Consider the following 14,210-nt stretch of genomic DNA (forward strand, 5'->3'; position numbering starts at 1 on the left):
ACGGCCCCAGCATGGTCCCCCTTAGGCTGGGGCCGTTGCTTTTCACGGGCAGCGCTATGACCGCGGACACGTTCGGAGCTAGTGCGATAGGTTAAAGCGACCTATCCGACGCGGCCCATCCCAAAGTTCGACCGGCCCGTCTGCAACAAGAGCCTTGGCACGTTCTATCGCCTCGGCTTCATCGGCGCAGTAAAACTCGATCGAACTAACGACACCACCCTCGAACGTCAGTATGAAGGCCAAGTATCGTTTCATGCTGATCAGGGTTTGGGCTTCGCCTTCAGTACAACAGGGGCGCGCATTGCTGCCAGTCCCAACTCGGTCAAACGGATCTCGGTTCGCGGTTTCATTCCGCGCAGTTCTATCCAACCATGGCCCCGTATCCGATCGAGCATACCAGGGCCAGCCGGCACAGGGAGGTGAGCCACCACCTTCCATTCAGTCAAACTGAGATGCTGCATCACCGCGCGTTGGCTCATGTTGGCGGCGAGTACTGGAGTATCCTGGGTCATTTACTTTTGCTATTAAGGCCGAGTCTCAACAAGCCGGCCGATGCGTTACCGCTAGATTGGGGTGATAAAATCCCTGTGCAGGCAAGTTGGGCTTTTGGCACCATCGAACAACACGGTGACGCCCGTATTTCGATGGGAAACCTCGACGACGATCCATGTCGTGCCTGCCAGCGATCGCAATCGAGTGGCTCCGAGTTCACTCATCTTGAAGCGAGCGCCGACGACCAGTCTATTAAATTCTTGCACCTGACTCACAATTCGACTCCACGATAAAAAACACCGCGTACAATGGAAATTTCAAACTCCTGTCCCGGACCAGCGTTCCAAACGGACGGCTTGTTTACGAAAAGGCCGCGGGGGTACTCCAAAGTAGCCCGGAACGATCCAACCAAGTTGCGTTAACTATTGTCGCCGTGCCATCAGGGCCAATTCGACACGCCCGGAGCCGTTCCCAACGGAATAGGAACTTTCCGTTTTTTCCCGACTTTAGGAGTTCGTATTTGTGCTGGAGCAAGTCGATGGGTAAGCGTTGGACTGATGAAGATGTCCGTGACCTTAAGCAACTAGCGCAGCGACACCCTATTCCGAAAATTGCGGAGATTATGAACCGAACGGTGGGCGGTATTGCCTTCAAGGCCCATAAACTGAAGATCTCGCTCAGAAGCCGCAATCAGGACGAACGCGAGAATTTTGTGCGTCGATCCAGGAGCCGGCGGACTCTTGAGAACTGGCCCACCTAAGATTTAGCTGGGTGATCCACATCAAGAGAACGTATCCGTAGCGAGCGGACGAGCAAGGGATAAGGCGTGCGAAACCGCCCGTGAGGGGCAAATCGCTTCAGATCATTTCGGGAGAAGCGCCTTGATTGATCTGGGTCAAGGAATGCGGGAGTTTGTGCGATCAGCATTCCGAGCATGCCCCAGGACCGAGATTGGATCGACATCGCTGGATATGTCTCGCTGGCTCTCGCCGGACTGGCGCTCATTGTGATGGTTGTGTCCTTGTCCTAGCCCAATAAGGCGCGCGAAAGCCGCCCGTGAGGGCTTGGCGCGTCACCGCCTGTCCGCTGTTATTCCCAGCATCTGGTCGATCTGGTTCTGGCGCTGGTAATAATCGAAAACGATGTAAACCATCGCGAGGAAGGAAACCAATATTGCCGCGACGCCGATCGCCCTCATGCGCGCCTCCCTCTAGAAACGGGATGGATTCTTTAAACAAAAATCAGGACCTGGGCTTCGCCTTCAGCCCCAGCTCTACAAGCCGCGCGGGGACTGGCTAATAGGTCAGCACCAACAATCGCTGCACAATTGCGCCGAGACAAACGAGTACAACGAGCAACTTGAGTAGATTCGCAATCTTGGCGTCGGGCGCGAACTTTTCAATCGCCCAAAAGCAGATCGCGCCGACGACCACGATGATCAAAATCCCAATCAAAAGTGAAATCATTGTGCCCTCGTTTTGCTGTTGATTTTCATTTCCCCTTCGCCTTCGGCCCCAGATCGACCAGCCGGCGGTTGGCTGGTGGGGCAAGTCCTGTGATTTTCTCGATGTGGATGCGACCATCCTGGACGGGCTCGACCGTATTGGCGATCTCCAGCAGCTTGGTGTCAGCGTCTTTCATCGTCAGACCCTGGGGCTGAATACAATGCCCAGCCTTTTTCCAGCGCCTCTTTGAAAACCGCCTTCAAGTTCGGATTGGTTAGAAGTTCGTCAGCGGGGCTAAACTTTGCGTCGGGCTGCCATTCCGCGCCAGGCAACGGTTGGGGCAAATCCCACTCCTTCATGACGTAGGCAATCCGGTCTGTCCGCCGGCCTCGGCTCATCCATTCGACGTATTTCCTGAGCCGGTTCATGTTTTCCGCCTCTATCGTGGTTCCAAGGAAGAACCCGGAGATTTCTTGCCTATTGCGAATCCATCATGTGCGCGGTGTGAACGTGTTGCTGGGTTACCGCTGTATTGATTGTGGCGCCACAGAAACAGCGCGCCTGTCCACTGGTTGATTGCGTCGGCAGCGGCAGACCGGCCTCGTGCATGGCGTACTTCCATGCCGTGAAGGCGCGCTGACGCCGGTACTCCACGAAGTCGGCTTCGGTGCATCGTTTCAGATAGTCTTTCCACGCCACCTCGAAGGCGGCTCGTGCTTCGTCGAAGCTTGACGCATAGCCGTACCGGGACCGGCCACGGTGTGATAGCGGATAGAAACCGCAGTCCCACCGCCATTGCTTGGCCTTGACCGGCAGACCTGACTGGATCGCGATGGTGCCGACCTGAACATCACCGTAGTAGACGTGCCAAGTGTCGGAGCGTTCAGGGTGAGGGCCGCGGGTGAGAACAGGCATGGCCCATTGAAGCGCGGCGAGACGCCTTCCGCAAATTATCAATCCCTTGTGGTTCGGAACGGCGGGAAGCTACAAGCTTGCGGTGTAGCATCGGTCAGAATGAGAGAGGCCAAGACGGCCGTTTACTTCTCTTTTTCTTCCGCTTGCTCATGCTCTAGGTCACCAATCATCTTCCCGATGCGCTCTATGGTCCTGGCGTCGTTCGCGCCTTTCACCAAGCGTTTGGCTTGCTCCAAACGGCGGGCAATTTGCTCTTGGCGGGCTAGTTGGTCCGGCATCATTTGTGTTGCCTCCGCAGAGTCAGACAAATGCCGAGGCGAATGGTTCAAATCTGGTTGGGTGACATGCGCGGCCAAATGAAGCACACCCCTATCCTTTCGCCTTTGGGCTGGCGGTTCCTCCAGCGCGGCTATGCGCAGACGTGCAGGTGGTTCGTCCAGCCCATCAGGAGAACGCATCCTTGGCCCGCAGCATGGCAGGTGACGCCGGGTTCTTGATCTTCACCCAATTGGGCGAGCGGCCGGGGCGGTAAGGTCGATCGTCTAGCTTGGATACCAAGCCCTCCAAGCCCATCAGGCAGGCATGCCGGAATAGCTCAGGCCCGATCTCCCCGCGCTCAAAGTCAGAGATAAAGATGCCATCGACGCGCCGCGCCAGCAGCCGGGCGAGATTGGTCGTCCTCATGGTGAGCGGCAGCTTCCGGATATCGTCCCGGTCGGCCACCAGCATATCAAAGGCGTAGAACTGCACTTCCTCATTGTGCTTTCGGCTGTGCAGGCCGTCGAAGTCGGAGATCCCGTCAACACCCAGCAACACGGCCTCACCATCGATCACAAACGAGGTTGAGCGGTGCGCAGCGCGGCCTCGGTGATCAGCGGATATCGATCGCTCCAATCAAAGCCGTTGCGAGTGAACAGGCGCACGCGCTTGCCCTCGCGATGAACGATCAGCCGGTAACCGTCGTGCTTGATCTCATGAAGCCAATTTTTGGAGGTGGGACTTTGGTGGCGCGGGTCGGGATGCAGGGTTCGAATGCTGATGTACGCATGCGGGATAAATAGGCAGGCATGCTGGAAATGCGAATCGACATGCCGCCTGGCCTGTTAATTGTCGGCGGCCCTCACGCGGGCTAGCAATATTACCTTTCCGCAACTGGCCCCCGCCCTAACCGGCGGGGCTTTTTCTCAGCCGCAGTTGGCCCACTCTAAGAAATGCCGCTTCACTAGCTAGAAGAGGGTGTAGATAAACGGCGCGACCGCTGTGCCCTTGGTGAGCACCACAAGTCCGCCGAGCACGACCATCATGATCAGGATCGGTAGCAGCCAGAACTTCTTCCGGAATCGCATGAACTGCCAAAGTTCAGCAACGAACCGCATGTTTTAATCCGTGGGTGAGCCTTAGTGAGCGGCCCTTCCTTATGCTAGCGGCCAGCGTACCTACAGTGCGCGCAAAAGGCTCGCCCGTTCACGCCGGCGGGCTTCATTGGGTAGTGATCAAGAAAAAGCCCCGGGCGATGCCGGGGCTTTTGAATTGACCAATCGGGAGATCAATACCGCGTTCCCGTCGCAGCACCCCAGTTGAAGCGATAGACCAGCGAAGTGCTGATCGTTTGAACGAAAGGCTTGAAGGTGATGTCGAAGCCGGTCGGGAGATTGGTGCCATCGACCCGCTCTTGGAGGTTCTTGCGATCAAGATAGGCCGCACGATATTCGGTCTTCATGAACCAGCCCGGAGCATTGATTCCGAAGATGTTCAGGTTGTTTTCGACGCCACCACCCACAAACCAGCCCTGAGTGTTAAAGCTGTCAGTGTGTAGACCGGACGCAGTACCGGTGTTTGAACCCAGCAGCGTGCTGCCCGTCCAGTACGTGCCCGTATAACCACCGTTCACATAGGAGAGGACGTTCGGAGCGACAAGATAACCGACGCGCGCGCCAACTGCCCAAGCCGTCTCCATTTTCGTGGTGCCGACGATGCCCGGGATGAGGCTGCCAGGAGCGGTGAAAGTCGAATCACCGATGTTGCCCTTCAGGCTACCGAAGGTGCCATCGCCGAAAATACCGAGCACCCAGTTCGCGCTCTGCCAGTCGTAACCGGCACCCACCGTTCCGAACCAGCCGTCGCCGCCAGTGCGGGTGTTGGTGCAAACGAGGCAGGGGCCCCCGGTGACATCCACGCCGCCGTTTGCAGACCAGATGCCGCCGCCACCGCCGCCGAAGATGTAAAAGCCGGTCCAGTTGTAGACCGGAACCACGGGGGGCGGAGCCTTGGTATACGGACGGGCCCCGAGGTCAGCGGCCGAGGCCGATCCGGTGATTGCCGCTACCGCAGCCAGAGCGAGCACAATTTTCTTCATTTCTATTCCCCTTGTCGCACCGGGTGCGTCGCACCGATTCCTGAAATCCAATGTGATAGGGAGTATACCCAATTCACCTTTTAGGGCTGTCACCGGGATGCCACACTGAATGGCAAAGTGCGTTGAGGACATGATGTCGGACGACGAATTTGACCCGGAACTCTACCGCGACAACCCAGGTGCGATCGCCGCCTACCTAGATGATATATTTCGCAAAAATGACTTGCGTGAGGTTCTAATTGCTCTGAACCGGGTGATGAGAGCCCAAAACGTAAAGGCAATGGCGCGGGAAACGGGCCTTCGCCGAGACAACTTGTACAAAACATTTGGCGGTGAGATCGACCCTCAACTCGGACGTGTCATGGCTTTGTTCGAGGGACTGGGCGTTCGTTTATCAGTGATGCCAGTCAGACCTAAAGAGCGCGCACCGCGGCCAAAGCTTGGACGACCGCCCAAGTCAAGGGGTCCCATATCCTGAGGCAGTGACATGCCTTGCCAAGAACTGGCTCCTTCCGCTAATTTCGAGCAGCTGTTACCCGCAACGTTACCCCAGAGCGCGCGCTTCCATGAAGTTCAGCGATTGGGAACACAACTCCTTGAAAAGATTGGTGGGGGAAGAAGGACTCGAACCTTCGAAGTCATAAGACGGCTGATTTACAGTCAGCTCCCTTTGCCACTCGGGACACTCCCCCGTTTAACTGCATCGCAAACCCAACCGCTTGATGGCGGCGGACAGGCCATGGATGAAGTTAATACCTGGAGCCGATGGCGCGCTCCCGGTCGGGCGCGTTTATGGGCGAAGGGGCATGGCAAAGTCAACCAAGGGAAGCCTCGAAAAGCGAGCCTCGAGGGGCCAAATTGCCATAATCCGGAACCCGTGACACAAGCTGGCCTATGAGCGATCGCGACCGAAAACCGCCGTTCCGCCGTGGCGGCGGCAAACCCTTCGAAAAAGGCCGGAAACCGGGCGGTCGCCCGGCCTGGCGCGACCGGGACACGAGCCCGGACGGGCCGGTGATTCTTTATGGGTGGCATACGGTTGCGGCGGCCTTGGCCAATCCGGAACGCCAGATCCGCAAACTATTTCTGACCGAGAACGCCGCCCGGCGCCTGGCCGACGAGAATATCGACACCCGCGTGCCCCCGGAACTCGTCCGGCCGAGCGCGATCGACCAGCGGCTGGGCCCCGATGCCGTGCATCAGGGCCTGCTCGCGGAGGCCGATCCCCTGCCCTCGCCGGATATCGATTCGCTTGATCAGGAGGGCATCGTGCTGGTGCTCGACCAGATCACCGATCCGCACAATGTCGGCGCCATCATGCGTTCGGCCGCGGCCTTTGCGGTCAAGGCGATCGTCACGACCGCGCGTCACAGCCCCGAGGCGACCGGCGTGCTGGCGAAGTCGGCGTCCGGCGCGCTGGAATTGGTGCCACTGGTGACCGTGCAGAATCTCGCCCGCGCGCTGAACGAGTTGAACGACCGCGGCTTCATGACCGTTGGCCTCGACAGCGAAGGCCGCGAAGACCTCGGCGCGGTCGCATTACAGCAGCCGCTGGCGTTGGTACTGGGCGCCGAAGGCAAGGGCTTGCGGCAATTGACGCGCGAGACCTGCAGCGTGGTGGCGCGCCTCGACATGCCCGGCGAGATCAAGAGCCTGAACGTCTCGAACGCCGCGGTGCTGGCGCTCTATATCGGCGCGAGCCGGCTTGGCCTGATGAAATAAAAAAACGCCCGCTCGCATGATGCGAACGGGCGCCTTTGTCTTGATTCGAAGTTTGGATCAGTAGCGGCCGAAGCGCGCACCGCGATAGCCGTAACGAGCGCCGTAGCCATAGCGTCCGGCATAACCGTAACGGGCGCCATAGCCATAACGGATGCCCGGACGGAAACCGTAGCGGTAGCCGTAGGCGCGCGGGGCCACGACGCCACTGCCGTAGCCGTAGCCGTAATACGGACGATAGCCGACGACGGTGTCTTCCTGATAGACGCGGGCCGGAGCCCAGGCGCCGGGACCGGAATAGGTCGGACCCTGGTTGACGTAATAGTATTGCTGCACGGGATCGGCGAGCCGGGCATAACCCCAACCCACGCCGCCGCAGGGATTGCAGCCCGCCGAGGTGTAGGTCGCAACAACCGGCGCGGCGTAGACGACCGGCGCAGCGTAACCGCAATTGGCGTAACCGCAGGCCATCGCGGGCGCAGTGGCCATCACGGCGACGGCCGCGACCAGTCCTGAAATCAGATGACGCATTACTCTCTCCTGTAAGTGTTTGCCTGTTGGTGTTCTTGTTGGCGTGGTTTTATGGGCGTGGAAGCAGTCCCGTGGGATGCCGACGACGCCGGTCTTCCTGCGGTGCGTAGATGATCTCGGGCGGATTGACGGGCACGTTGGACTGCGCCGGCAGCGGCGCCGACTGTGCGGACCAGGACTGGTGATAGCTTTCGGCCGGCTGCGGCAACCTTCGGTTCGCCGGCGGCTCGATTTCCAGACGGCCGTAACCGGGCAGATGACCCGCGCTCGGATAATAATGACCGACACGCGGCACCGGATCGACATAGCGGCCGCCATAGACGGTCGGCTGCACATGCGTACCCCTGAGGAGGCCCCAGTCGCCCTCGACCACCGAATAGGATGCATCGACGCCGTTGATGATGACGGGAACACCGGGGCGGCCCGGAATCACGATTTCAAAGCCGCCGCCGGCCAAGGCCGTCGACGTCGTCGCCATCAGAATTGCCAGTGTCACGCCAATGCGCATCGCCCGGGACCCCGTTTTCCTTTGGCCGCAATTTAGTCGAACGGGCATCCCCAAGGGTTAAGGGGCCGGACCAAACTGCCGGTAAGGCTAACGCGTCAGCATCCCCCGCCGCTCAATTGCGAGCGAACCCGCTCAGCAATTGTTAACGGGGCGAGCGGATCCAGCGGACTGAGGCACACAGATTTTGCTCACGCAAACAGGTTTTCGACGAGGGTCGTCGCGCCGATGGCGATCGTGACGATACCGACGGCGCCCTGCAGGCCGCGATTGGCCCAGGTAAGCCAGCGCGCGGACACCGCGAGCGGCACGGCGATGACGGTGGACAATGCGCCCATGCCGATCATCGAGCCGATCCCGAACAGCGCGACGTAACCGAGTCCGGCCGCCGGGCTAGACGCCTGCGACACCGTCAGCACCAGCAGCGCAGCCGAGCCCGCCATGCCGTGCATCAACCCGACCAGCAGCGTGCGCCAGCGAAAACCATGCTCATGCGCGTGCGCGGTGCGCAGATGCGGCGTGGTTTCTCCGGCATGGCTGTGGGCGTGAAGATGCACGGTGCCGTCGCCATGGCCGTGCTTGTGGAAATGCACGCGGTCGCGCCACAGCCGCCACAGCACATGCGCACCGAGGCCGACTAGCATGATGCCGACGGCGGCCTCGAGTGGACGCGCCACGCTTTCCGGGATCGCGCTGCCGAGCAAGATGGCGCAGCCGGCGAACACGAACAGCGTCAGCGTATGACCGAGTCCCCAGGTCAGCCCGTGCTTGACGATGTCACCGACACGGCTGCGGCGCGCGGCGATGCTGGAGACGGCGGCGATATGATCGGCTTCGAGTGCATGTTGCATGCCCAGCAAAAACCCAAGCCCCAAGATTCCGAACATATGCCCCCTGCGCGCTACAAGCGCTTATCAAACCAATCAACTGTTCTTGTCAGGTCAACACTTCATCAAACAGACTCACCATCGCTGCCCACGACCGGCGATCGGCCTGCTCATTGTAGAGCGCGGTGCGCATCATTGAGCCGTCGGCGGCGGGGTTGGTGAAACCGTGCAGCGTGTTACCATAACTGATGACCTGCCAGTCGCGCACCTGACCTTCGCGCATCTCGTTCTCGAACGCGGTGACCTGATCGGGCGGCGCCAGCGGATCCTCCACGCCGGTCAAGACAAGCACGCTGGCCTTCACGCGGCCGGGCTGCGCGGGCATTTTCGTCGTCAGCACCCCGTGGAAACTGACGACAGCCTTGAGATCGGCGCCCTCGCGCGCGAGCTCCAGCACCACCGAGCCGCCGAAGCAGAACCCGATTCCTGCGAGCCGGCTGGTATCGACATCAGGCTGTTCCGCCAGCGTCGCGAGCGCGGCGCGGCCGCGGGCGCGGAGTTTTTCCGGCTCGGCACGCAGGCCGCCGACCAGCGTCGCGACCTGCTGCAGATTGCTCGCCTGCCGCCGGTCCCCGAACATGTCGGCGGCGAGCGCGATATAGCCGAGGTCTGCAAGCCGCCGCGCGCGTTCCATCGCAAACGCGCCGAGCCCCAGTCCCTCGTGAAACACCAGCACGCCCGGCCGCGGACCTGCCGCATTGTCGTTCCAGGCGAGATAGCCCCGCAAATTGACATCGTCGCAGCGGTAATCGAGGTCACGCGTCGGCATAAAATTCTCTGAGGGACTCTTGAAGTTGTCTTGATATTCTCTTGAGTGGAGTTCTTGGGGGCGCTTCAAAGTGCGGGAACAGGAACATCACACCGCTTTGAACGCAGCACAACCCAAATTCGGAACATCGAGCCCTGCGATCGGTTGGCCCCGCACAATATTTGCGGAGAGCAACCAATGACAAAGCTGAAACTTCTGGGCGCAGCGGCATTGCTGGCGGCGACGATTGCGACACCTGCGATGGCGCAGCAGTGGACGAATGATGATTACAATTATCGCCCTAGATCGTCTGGCTTCTGGCCCGGCGAAGTCGCAGCCGGTGTCGTCGGCGGTGCGGTTGGCGCGGCGGGCGCGATTGCGACCGCCCCGTTCCGCAACAGGGATTCCTACGCCTATTACGGCGGGCCGGCCTATGACGACTCCTATGCCTATCCCGTCCAACGACCGCAGAGCCTGCGTCCCGCCTGCGGCATTCAACCCGACGCGACCTATATGGGCCCCGACGGACGCTGGCGCCCCTGCTGAGAGGTGAGCGGCACGTCCGGGCAAATCACGCCGAATTGAATCGCGGCGAGGGAAAATACGGAACGACCTTGCACCCCGGACCTGGCTTGGCGTGACGAAAACTGGTGTCGCGAGAAAACTCGCGTCACGAAAAGAAGGAGAGCCGTATGACGACAATCAAGATCCTCGGCGCCGCCGCGATCCTTGCATACGCATTGGCGAGCCCGGCCATGGCGCAGCAGGTCACCAGCGGCAATTATCAGCGTCCGGCCTTTGCGGATCAGGTGAATCGCCAGAGTGGCACCTGGCAGAACAGCTACAATCGCTGGGATGGCCGCACCGGCTTCGGACCGGGCAATGCCGCGGCCGGCACCGCCGCAGGCACCGCGTCCGCTATGGCCGTCGAACCGATCGGCGGCGAAGAATATGCCCGCCGCAACGGCTTCGTCTGCATCCCGGCACCCTGTTCCGCGGCGAAGACGGCCGCCGGCACATCTGCCAATAGGACCAGCGGATCGAGACGCGGAAAAAGGCGGCCGAAAGGCCAGCTTTTTCGTGTGCAGGCGTGATGGAGCGGCTTTCGAGGTGCTGGCCCTTTCCGGGCAAGTCTGGTATTCGACCGCCGAAGATTGGTAGAATCCCGCGCGTTATCTGGGCTGGCCCGCCATCGCTTCAATTCGCCGGTTTAGCTCAGCGGTAGAGCAGCGGTTTTGTAAACCGAAGGTCGGGAGTTCAATCCTCTCAACCGGCACCAGCGTCGCTTGAGTGGTGCGAGGAACTGTCACCGTCTAGCAACATGCGGGATGTTTCGTTTCTCGGAACACCAATTAAGACTCCCCTGCTCGAAAGTCTTGCGGCAGATTCGACGTTACCGGGGTTGGGAGTATTGTCATTGCACTGACAATCAATTTTCCCGGACGGGCCGCAGCGCGCAAAGCCTGCGGCCTTTTTCATTGGGCAGCAAAAGCCGGCGCAAAATACCGGATCGTGAATGCAAAACCAGCCTCGCAGCTGCCACGCGTTACGATAAGGCTCGGGACCGACATCGAAGCGGCATGGAAACATGACCTGCCCCGATGCACCGGGACCGACCTCATCGAGCATCGGTTGCTCTCGCCCCTTCAAGGCTTGGACATTTGCCATCCCCGATGCCGCTGCCGACGCAATCGACCAATGGCTGCGCGCGGCGCGCTCCGCTGCAATTATGCAAACAGCCAATCGTAGGTCTTCGCAACGAGCTTGCTAAGGAGGTAGAACCAGCCTGCCATTGCAAGGACAACTGGGACAAAGAAGGCCACCCCAACGATCACTTGCTCTCGCCTTTTGCCGGGGACCACCTCGACGGCCGCTTTTTCGCTGGAACTCATACACTCACCGTCTGGGGAAAAGGCGGCAACCCGCCCCGTTTCAAAAACAGCAAAGCGCGCGGCCGTGGTGGCATCAGCATTCTATCGTTCGCCTTGTCGGCCGCCTCAGGTGGCGGCCTCTTCCATTCGCGATGCCGCGGAGAAGCGGCCCCAACCTCGGGGCTGGGGGCTGAGTTGGGGCCGCCATTCCAACCGCGGGCAACGCGGAAAAAGGCGGCCTACGGTTAGCCAAGTTACCGCAACTCGGTTGATCGTTCCGAACTAGTTTGGAGTACCTCGGTTGGCGGCCTCTTTGGTTGTGCCGACCACGATGCACGGAAGCCGACTTCGTCGAGTATCGGCACCAGCGCGCCTGGATGCTTGGAAATACGCAATGCATGCCGCTGGCCTGCCGCTGCCGACGCAATCAACCAGCGGACGGGCACGCTGTTTCTGTGACGCCGCGATAGATAAGCAGCAACCGGCCGTCACGTTCAGGATGCACGCATAGATTCGCAGCACGCGTGAAGCCAAGCACCGACCGCCCCTATTCCGGTCCTGAGAAGGCCGCGCGCAAGCTGCTGGAAAGATCTCGCGATCGCGCGCGGCTGGCTGTGGCTGCACGAGTCCGGGACCTTCGCGAAGTACACACCGGCCCGCGCGGATTTGTTTGCTTACCGGTCGCGGCCTCGCCGTTAGTGGCTTCACTTGAATTATAACCCATTCGGGTGACGCGCGCGTTTTCCGCGCGCGAGCGGGAACAAAACTTGCAATTTAGCACTTATTGACTCACCTTTGGCGGGGTGAGTAATGAACGACTTCAGCGGCGATAAACCCTCAGGATCGGAGAAACGCGAGCATCGCAGGTGCAGGTGTGGCGCGCAGCCCAAAGTGGTTCACAAGATGATGGACCCAACTCGTGGCTTGACGGTACGAATGTTTGAATGTCAGTGCGGCGAACGCAGCTGGACCGAACATAAAGACTAAACTCTTCCGATACGCTCCCTACGACTGCCGCTTAATCTGACCAAAGGCGATAGAGAAATGGGGCCGAAGAGGCGCGGCAATGATAAAGCAGTCTGAAATCTACCGGCAGAACGCGGAGAACTGCCTGCGTCTGGCTGAGGCTGCAGAGAACGAGCCCGCTCACAAGCGTTTCAAGCGGATGGAAGCCGCTTGGCTCGCGTTGGCCGAGGAGCAAGACTGGCTCGACGGGGAAACATCAGCCAATTCCCAAAAACCCAAATGAGGCTGAACGGTCCAGCTGAACGCGAAGGGGAATAAATGGACCTGCTGTCGTCGATTGACTTGCCGTATTGGCTGATGATCGCGGGAGCAATTTTGATCGCAATGGGCTGCCTTGGTCTTGTGTTTAGCCGGAACAGGCAAGCCGAGTAATCCGGATCGTGATTCAGCACGAACTGCTTTGCGCTGGCCAGCAAATGACCGTGCAAGAAGTCTGATATCCTAATTCGGACGCTCCTGTCGTCGTGGCACAAGACCGAGAGTTTCGCTCGGTAGCATCCCATCACTATCGTAAGAAACTGGTGCTGAACTGGGGACGACCAATTTGCGCGACGTGCAGCCAAGCTAACTCATGGCGTATCGGCGCCAGTTCAGAGTGGTCCAGGTCATCGATCGAAAATCGAAATGGTTTGTCGCTCTGGCGTCAGGTCGACGGCAGGGCGAAGCGCTGACGACACCGGCGACGCAACGAGGCTATTCTTTCTCGTCGAGGTCGGGAACATTCCACAACAAGAACGCCATAATGATAAGCGCCGGGGTCCAAGCCAGCATGGCCCCAAATGCAATGGCCTGCACTGTTGTCATGATCGCTCCGGGGTTGTCCCAACCTTGGGTCACATAACCTAACGCGCTGGCGTTGGATAGCGGCCTTGTGAAACTGTTCACAAAAAATGACATTTTCCGACAATAGGTCACGGTCGCCGTAAGGTATTGATATAATTGAATGCGGGACGGTTTTACCGGCGCCAGTCCGCGTTCAAAGTCGCAAATACGACAACGACGCTTGCACCGTTTACATCAGCATCCAGCGCCGTATCAGCCGCGCGAGCCCGAGCGCAGCGATCATGACGCTGACGCCGAGCACATCCACCGCGTATTCGGAAATCGCAGGCGAGCCGTCCGGCAATCTAGAAAATGGATTCCAGCTCGGCCCTTCGGAGTGATCGACTTTCACCCGATTGACGGTGAAAAGCGCAAGCGCGGCCCAACCGATAAAGAAGCAAACCACGTGGCAGACATAGGCCGCCGCCGGCGAGCTGACACCATTATATTTCAACGTGGCACCTCCCGAACAATGGCTCGATGAATACGGTTCTGAAGTGCGCGCTTCGAATTGTCCGACCGCAAAGCAGCATTCTGCACTCAATCCTCGATATTCACAGCCACAGCGAGATTTCCCGTTATCCTCACTATTCACAGTGAACACTTTGGGCGCCGTGCTCTGCGAGCCGCTTTATGCCGACCGCAACATCAAAAAATCTCAAGCGACTCTTGACCGGGAATCGCAAATCAGAACCTGTACGGCCTTGCTTCAGAGGGCCACCGTGCAAGATCCATTTACTGATTTCATGACTGGTAAGATTTCGGAACGGCACGCCAAACAGGACCGGCGCCTATTCGCCCTGATGTATCTCTGCATTGCAGCTTTGATGGTGCTGGCCGTCGCCAAGCTGTTTATCTGACAGCGCAAAGAAAAAGCCCGGATTGCTCCGGGC

The 14,210-nt window shown here is 59.4% G+C and carries 21 protein-coding genes, 2 tRNA genes and 1 pseudogene; 7 read left to right on the forward strand and 17 right to left on the reverse strand.

Features of this window, described 5'->3' with window-relative positions; translation table 11 throughout:
- Positions 1 to 260: 260 nt before the first annotated feature.
- The 10 genes and pseudogenes from ABIE49_RS05625 to ABIE49_RS05670 form a co-directional block, all read right to left on the reverse strand.
- Positions 261 to 512 carry a hypothetical protein gene (locus tag ABIE49_RS05625; protein WP_192733952.1) on the reverse strand — a complete coding sequence of 84 codons (252 nt, stop codon included), beginning with the start codon at positions 510 to 512 and terminating at the stop codon, positions 261 to 263.
- Between the two features lie 1,052 nt (positions 513 to 1,564).
- Positions 1,565 to 1,690 (reverse strand): hypothetical protein, encoded by a 126-nt coding sequence (locus tag ABIE49_RS05630; RefSeq protein ID WP_354066610.1) that lies wholly within the window; start codon positions 1,688 to 1,690, stop codon positions 1,565 to 1,567.
- A 97-nt stretch (positions 1,691 to 1,787) separates the two neighbouring features.
- Positions 1,788 to 1,958, reverse strand: a complete 171-nt coding sequence (locus tag ABIE49_RS05635; protein WP_192733953.1) for a hypothetical protein — start codon at positions 1,956 to 1,958, stop codon at positions 1,788 to 1,790.
- Positions 1,959 to 1,983: 25 nt separating this feature from the next.
- Complete coding sequence (locus ABIE49_RS05640) at positions 1,984 to 2,133, reverse strand: hypothetical protein (RefSeq protein WP_192733954.1); 150 nt, start codon at positions 2,131 to 2,133, stop codon at positions 1,984 to 1,986.
- Entirely contained in the window at positions 2,120 to 2,365 is a 246-nt protein-coding gene (locus ABIE49_RS05645) for a hypothetical protein (protein ID WP_192733955.1), read from the reverse strand. The genes ABIE49_RS05640 and ABIE49_RS05645 overlap by 14 nt, the downstream gene beginning before the upstream one ends.
- Before the next feature lie 49 nt (positions 2,366 to 2,414).
- Positions 2,415 to 2,852 (reverse strand): hypothetical protein, encoded by a 438-nt coding sequence (locus ABIE49_RS05650; RefSeq protein ID WP_192733956.1) that lies wholly within the window; start codon positions 2,850 to 2,852, stop codon positions 2,415 to 2,417.
- A gap of 122 nt (positions 2,853 to 2,974) precedes the next feature.
- Positions 2,975 to 3,217 carry a hypothetical protein gene (locus tag ABIE49_RS05655; RefSeq protein ID WP_192733957.1) on the reverse strand — a complete coding sequence of 81 codons (243 nt, stop codon included), beginning with the start codon at positions 3,215 to 3,217 and terminating at the stop codon, positions 2,975 to 2,977.
- Positions 3,218 to 3,296: 79 nt separating this feature from the next.
- Positions 3,297 to 3,907: pseudogene (locus ABIE49_RS05660) on the reverse strand (ATP-dependent DNA ligase).
- 171 nt (positions 3,908 to 4,078) lie between these two features.
- A complete protein-coding gene (locus tag ABIE49_RS05665; RefSeq protein ID WP_192733958.1) occupies positions 4,079 to 4,228 on the reverse strand; it encodes a DUF5989 family protein in 150 nt (49 codons plus the stop codon).
- A 170-nt stretch (positions 4,229 to 4,398) separates the two neighbouring features.
- Positions 4,399 to 5,208 (reverse strand): outer membrane protein, encoded by an 810-nt coding sequence (locus tag ABIE49_RS05670; protein WP_192733959.1) that lies wholly within the window; start codon positions 5,206 to 5,208, stop codon positions 4,399 to 4,401.
- A 133-nt stretch (positions 5,209 to 5,341) separates the two neighbouring features.
- On the opposite strand from ABIE49_RS05670, the gene ABIE49_RS05675 reads away from it, so the two are divergent.
- A complete protein-coding gene (locus tag ABIE49_RS05675; protein WP_192733960.1) occupies positions 5,342 to 5,686 on the forward strand; it encodes an addiction module antidote protein in 345 nt (114 codons plus the stop codon).
- A gap of 128 nt (positions 5,687 to 5,814) precedes the next feature.
- Here ABIE49_RS05675 and ABIE49_RS05680 read toward each other — a convergent pair.
- Positions 5,815 to 5,900: transfer RNA gene (locus ABIE49_RS05680), tRNA-Tyr, on the reverse strand.
- A 202-nt stretch (positions 5,901 to 6,102) separates the two neighbouring features.
- Here ABIE49_RS05680 and rlmB point away from each other — a divergent pair.
- The gene (gene rlmB, locus ABIE49_RS05685; protein ID WP_192733961.1) at positions 6,103 to 6,930 is read left to right on the forward strand and encodes a 23S rRNA (guanosine(2251)-2'-O)-methyltransferase RlmB; all 828 of its coding nucleotides are present in this window, start codon (positions 6,103 to 6,105) and stop codon (positions 6,928 to 6,930) included.
- Between the two features lie 57 nt (positions 6,931 to 6,987).
- On the opposite strand, the gene ABIE49_RS05690 is transcribed toward rlmB, so the two are convergent.
- The 4 genes from ABIE49_RS05690 to ABIE49_RS05705 form a co-directional block, all read right to left on the reverse strand.
- The gene (locus tag ABIE49_RS05690) at positions 6,988 to 7,458 is read right to left on the reverse strand and encodes a hypothetical protein (RefSeq protein ID WP_192733962.1); all 471 of its coding nucleotides are present in this window, start codon (positions 7,456 to 7,458) and stop codon (positions 6,988 to 6,990) included.
- Positions 7,459 to 7,507: 49 nt separating this feature from the next.
- The gene (locus tag ABIE49_RS05695) at positions 7,508 to 7,966 is read right to left on the reverse strand and encodes a hypothetical protein (RefSeq protein WP_192733963.1); all 459 of its coding nucleotides are present in this window, start codon (positions 7,964 to 7,966) and stop codon (positions 7,508 to 7,510) included.
- Between the two features lie 188 nt (positions 7,967 to 8,154).
- Positions 8,155 to 8,850, reverse strand: a complete 696-nt coding sequence (locus ABIE49_RS05700) for a HoxN/HupN/NixA family nickel/cobalt transporter (protein ID WP_192733964.1) — start codon at positions 8,848 to 8,850, stop codon at positions 8,155 to 8,157.
- 49 nt (positions 8,851 to 8,899) lie between these two features.
- Positions 8,900 to 9,619 (reverse strand): dienelactone hydrolase family protein, encoded by a 720-nt coding sequence (locus ABIE49_RS05705; RefSeq protein ID WP_192733965.1) that lies wholly within the window; start codon positions 9,617 to 9,619, stop codon positions 8,900 to 8,902.
- A 177-nt stretch (positions 9,620 to 9,796) separates the two neighbouring features.
- Between ABIE49_RS05705 and ABIE49_RS05710 the strand changes: the two genes are divergently transcribed.
- From ABIE49_RS05710 to ABIE49_RS05725, 4 genes are all read left to right on the forward strand, one after another.
- Positions 9,797 to 10,144 carry a hypothetical protein gene (locus ABIE49_RS05710; protein WP_192733966.1) on the forward strand — a complete coding sequence of 116 codons (348 nt, stop codon included), beginning with the start codon at positions 9,797 to 9,799 and terminating at the stop codon, positions 10,142 to 10,144.
- A 146-nt stretch (positions 10,145 to 10,290) separates the two neighbouring features.
- Positions 10,291 to 10,692 carry a hypothetical protein gene (locus ABIE49_RS05715; protein ID WP_354066612.1) on the forward strand — a complete coding sequence of 134 codons (402 nt, stop codon included), beginning with the start codon at positions 10,291 to 10,293 and terminating at the stop codon, positions 10,690 to 10,692.
- Between the two features lie 110 nt (positions 10,693 to 10,802).
- Positions 10,803 to 10,877, forward strand: a tRNA-Thr gene (locus ABIE49_RS05720).
- A 1,658-nt stretch (positions 10,878 to 12,535) separates the two neighbouring features.
- Positions 12,536 to 12,718, forward strand: coding sequence for a hypothetical protein (locus tag ABIE49_RS05725; protein ID WP_210337082.1), 183 nt, complete (start codon positions 12,536 to 12,538; stop codon positions 12,716 to 12,718).
- 470 nt (positions 12,719 to 13,188) lie between these two features.
- Here the strand turns inward: ABIE49_RS05725 and ABIE49_RS05730 are convergent, their stop codons facing one another.
- Entirely contained in the window at positions 13,189 to 13,392 is a 204-nt protein-coding gene (locus ABIE49_RS05730; RefSeq protein ID WP_192733967.1) for a hypothetical protein, read from the reverse strand.
- A gap of 115 nt (positions 13,393 to 13,507) precedes the next feature.
- Entirely contained in the window at positions 13,508 to 13,771 is a 264-nt protein-coding gene (locus ABIE49_RS05735) for a hypothetical protein (protein ID WP_192733968.1), read from the reverse strand.
- Position 13,772: 1 nt separating this feature from the next.
- Here ABIE49_RS05735 and ABIE49_RS05740 point away from each other — a divergent pair, with 1 nt between their 5' ends.
- Positions 13,773 to 14,177 carry a hypothetical protein gene (locus ABIE49_RS05740; protein WP_192733969.1) on the forward strand — a complete coding sequence of 135 codons (405 nt, stop codon included), beginning with the start codon at positions 13,773 to 13,775 and terminating at the stop codon, positions 14,175 to 14,177.
- The last annotated feature ends 33 nt before the right edge of the window (positions 14,178 to 14,210 follow it).

This window comes from Bradyrhizobium sp. OAE829, from assembly GCF_040546575.1.
In the GTDB taxonomy this organism is placed as follows: Bacteria; Pseudomonadota; Alphaproteobacteria; order Rhizobiales; family Xanthobacteraceae; genus Bradyrhizobium.

Excerpts from the sequence above, each read along its gene's own strand:
- ABIE49_RS05640 (WP_192733954.1), bottom strand. The coding sequence starts at position 2,133 with ATGAAAGACGCTGACACCAAGCTGCTGGAGATCGCCAATACGGTCGAG.
- ABIE49_RS05625 (WP_192733952.1), bottom strand. The coding sequence starts at position 512 with ATGACCCAGGATACTCCAGTACTCGCCGCCAACATGAGCCAACGCGCG.
- ABIE49_RS05725 (WP_210337082.1), top strand. The coding sequence starts at position 12,536 with ATGATAAAGCAGTCTGAAATCTACCGGCAGAACGCGGAGAACTGCCTG.
- ABIE49_RS05730 (WP_192733967.1), bottom strand. The coding sequence starts at position 13,392 with ATGTCATTTTTTGTGAACAGTTTCACAAGGCCGCTATCCAACGCCAGC.
- ABIE49_RS05705 (WP_192733965.1), bottom strand. The coding sequence starts at position 9,619 with ATGCCGACGCGTGACCTCGATTACCGCTGCGACGATGTCAATTTGCGG.
- ABIE49_RS05670 (WP_192733959.1), bottom strand. The coding sequence starts at position 5,208 with ATGAAGAAAATTGTGCTCGCTCTGGCTGCGGTAGCGGCAATCACCGGA.
- ABIE49_RS05645 (WP_192733955.1), bottom strand. The coding sequence starts at position 2,365 with ATGAACCGGCTCAGGAAATACGTCGAATGGATGAGCCGAGGCCGGCGG.
- ABIE49_RS05675 (WP_192733960.1), top strand. The coding sequence starts at position 5,342 with ATGTCGGACGACGAATTTGACCCGGAACTCTACCGCGACAACCCAGGT.
- rlmB (WP_192733961.1), top strand. The coding sequence starts at position 6,103 with ATGAGCGATCGCGACCGAAAACCGCCGTTCCGCCGTGGCGGCGGCAAA.
- ABIE49_RS05630 (WP_354066610.1), bottom strand. The coding sequence starts at position 1,690 with ATGAGGGCGATCGGCGTCGCGGCAATATTGGTTTCCTTCCTCGCGATG.
- ABIE49_RS05695 (WP_192733963.1), bottom strand. The coding sequence starts at position 7,966 with ATGCGCATTGGCGTGACACTGGCAATTCTGATGGCGACGACGTCGACG.
- ABIE49_RS05635 (WP_192733953.1), bottom strand. The coding sequence starts at position 1,958 with ATGATTTCACTTTTGATTGGGATTTTGATCATCGTGGTCGTCGGCGCG.
- ABIE49_RS05665 (WP_192733958.1), bottom strand. The coding sequence starts at position 4,228 with ATGCGGTTCGTTGCTGAACTTTGGCAGTTCATGCGATTCCGGAAGAAG.
- ABIE49_RS05650 (WP_192733956.1), bottom strand. The coding sequence starts at position 2,852 with ATGCCTGTTCTCACCCGCGGCCCTCACCCTGAACGCTCCGACACTTGG.
- ABIE49_RS05710 (WP_192733966.1), top strand. The coding sequence starts at position 9,797 with ATGACAAAGCTGAAACTTCTGGGCGCAGCGGCATTGCTGGCGGCGACG.
- ABIE49_RS05690 (WP_192733962.1), bottom strand. The coding sequence starts at position 7,458 with ATGCGTCATCTGATTTCAGGACTGGTCGCGGCCGTCGCCGTGATGGCC.
- ABIE49_RS05715 (WP_354066612.1), top strand. The coding sequence starts at position 10,291 with ATGACGACAATCAAGATCCTCGGCGCCGCCGCGATCCTTGCATACGCA.
- ABIE49_RS05700 (WP_192733964.1), bottom strand. The coding sequence starts at position 8,850 with ATGTTCGGAATCTTGGGGCTTGGGTTTTTGCTGGGCATGCAACATGCA.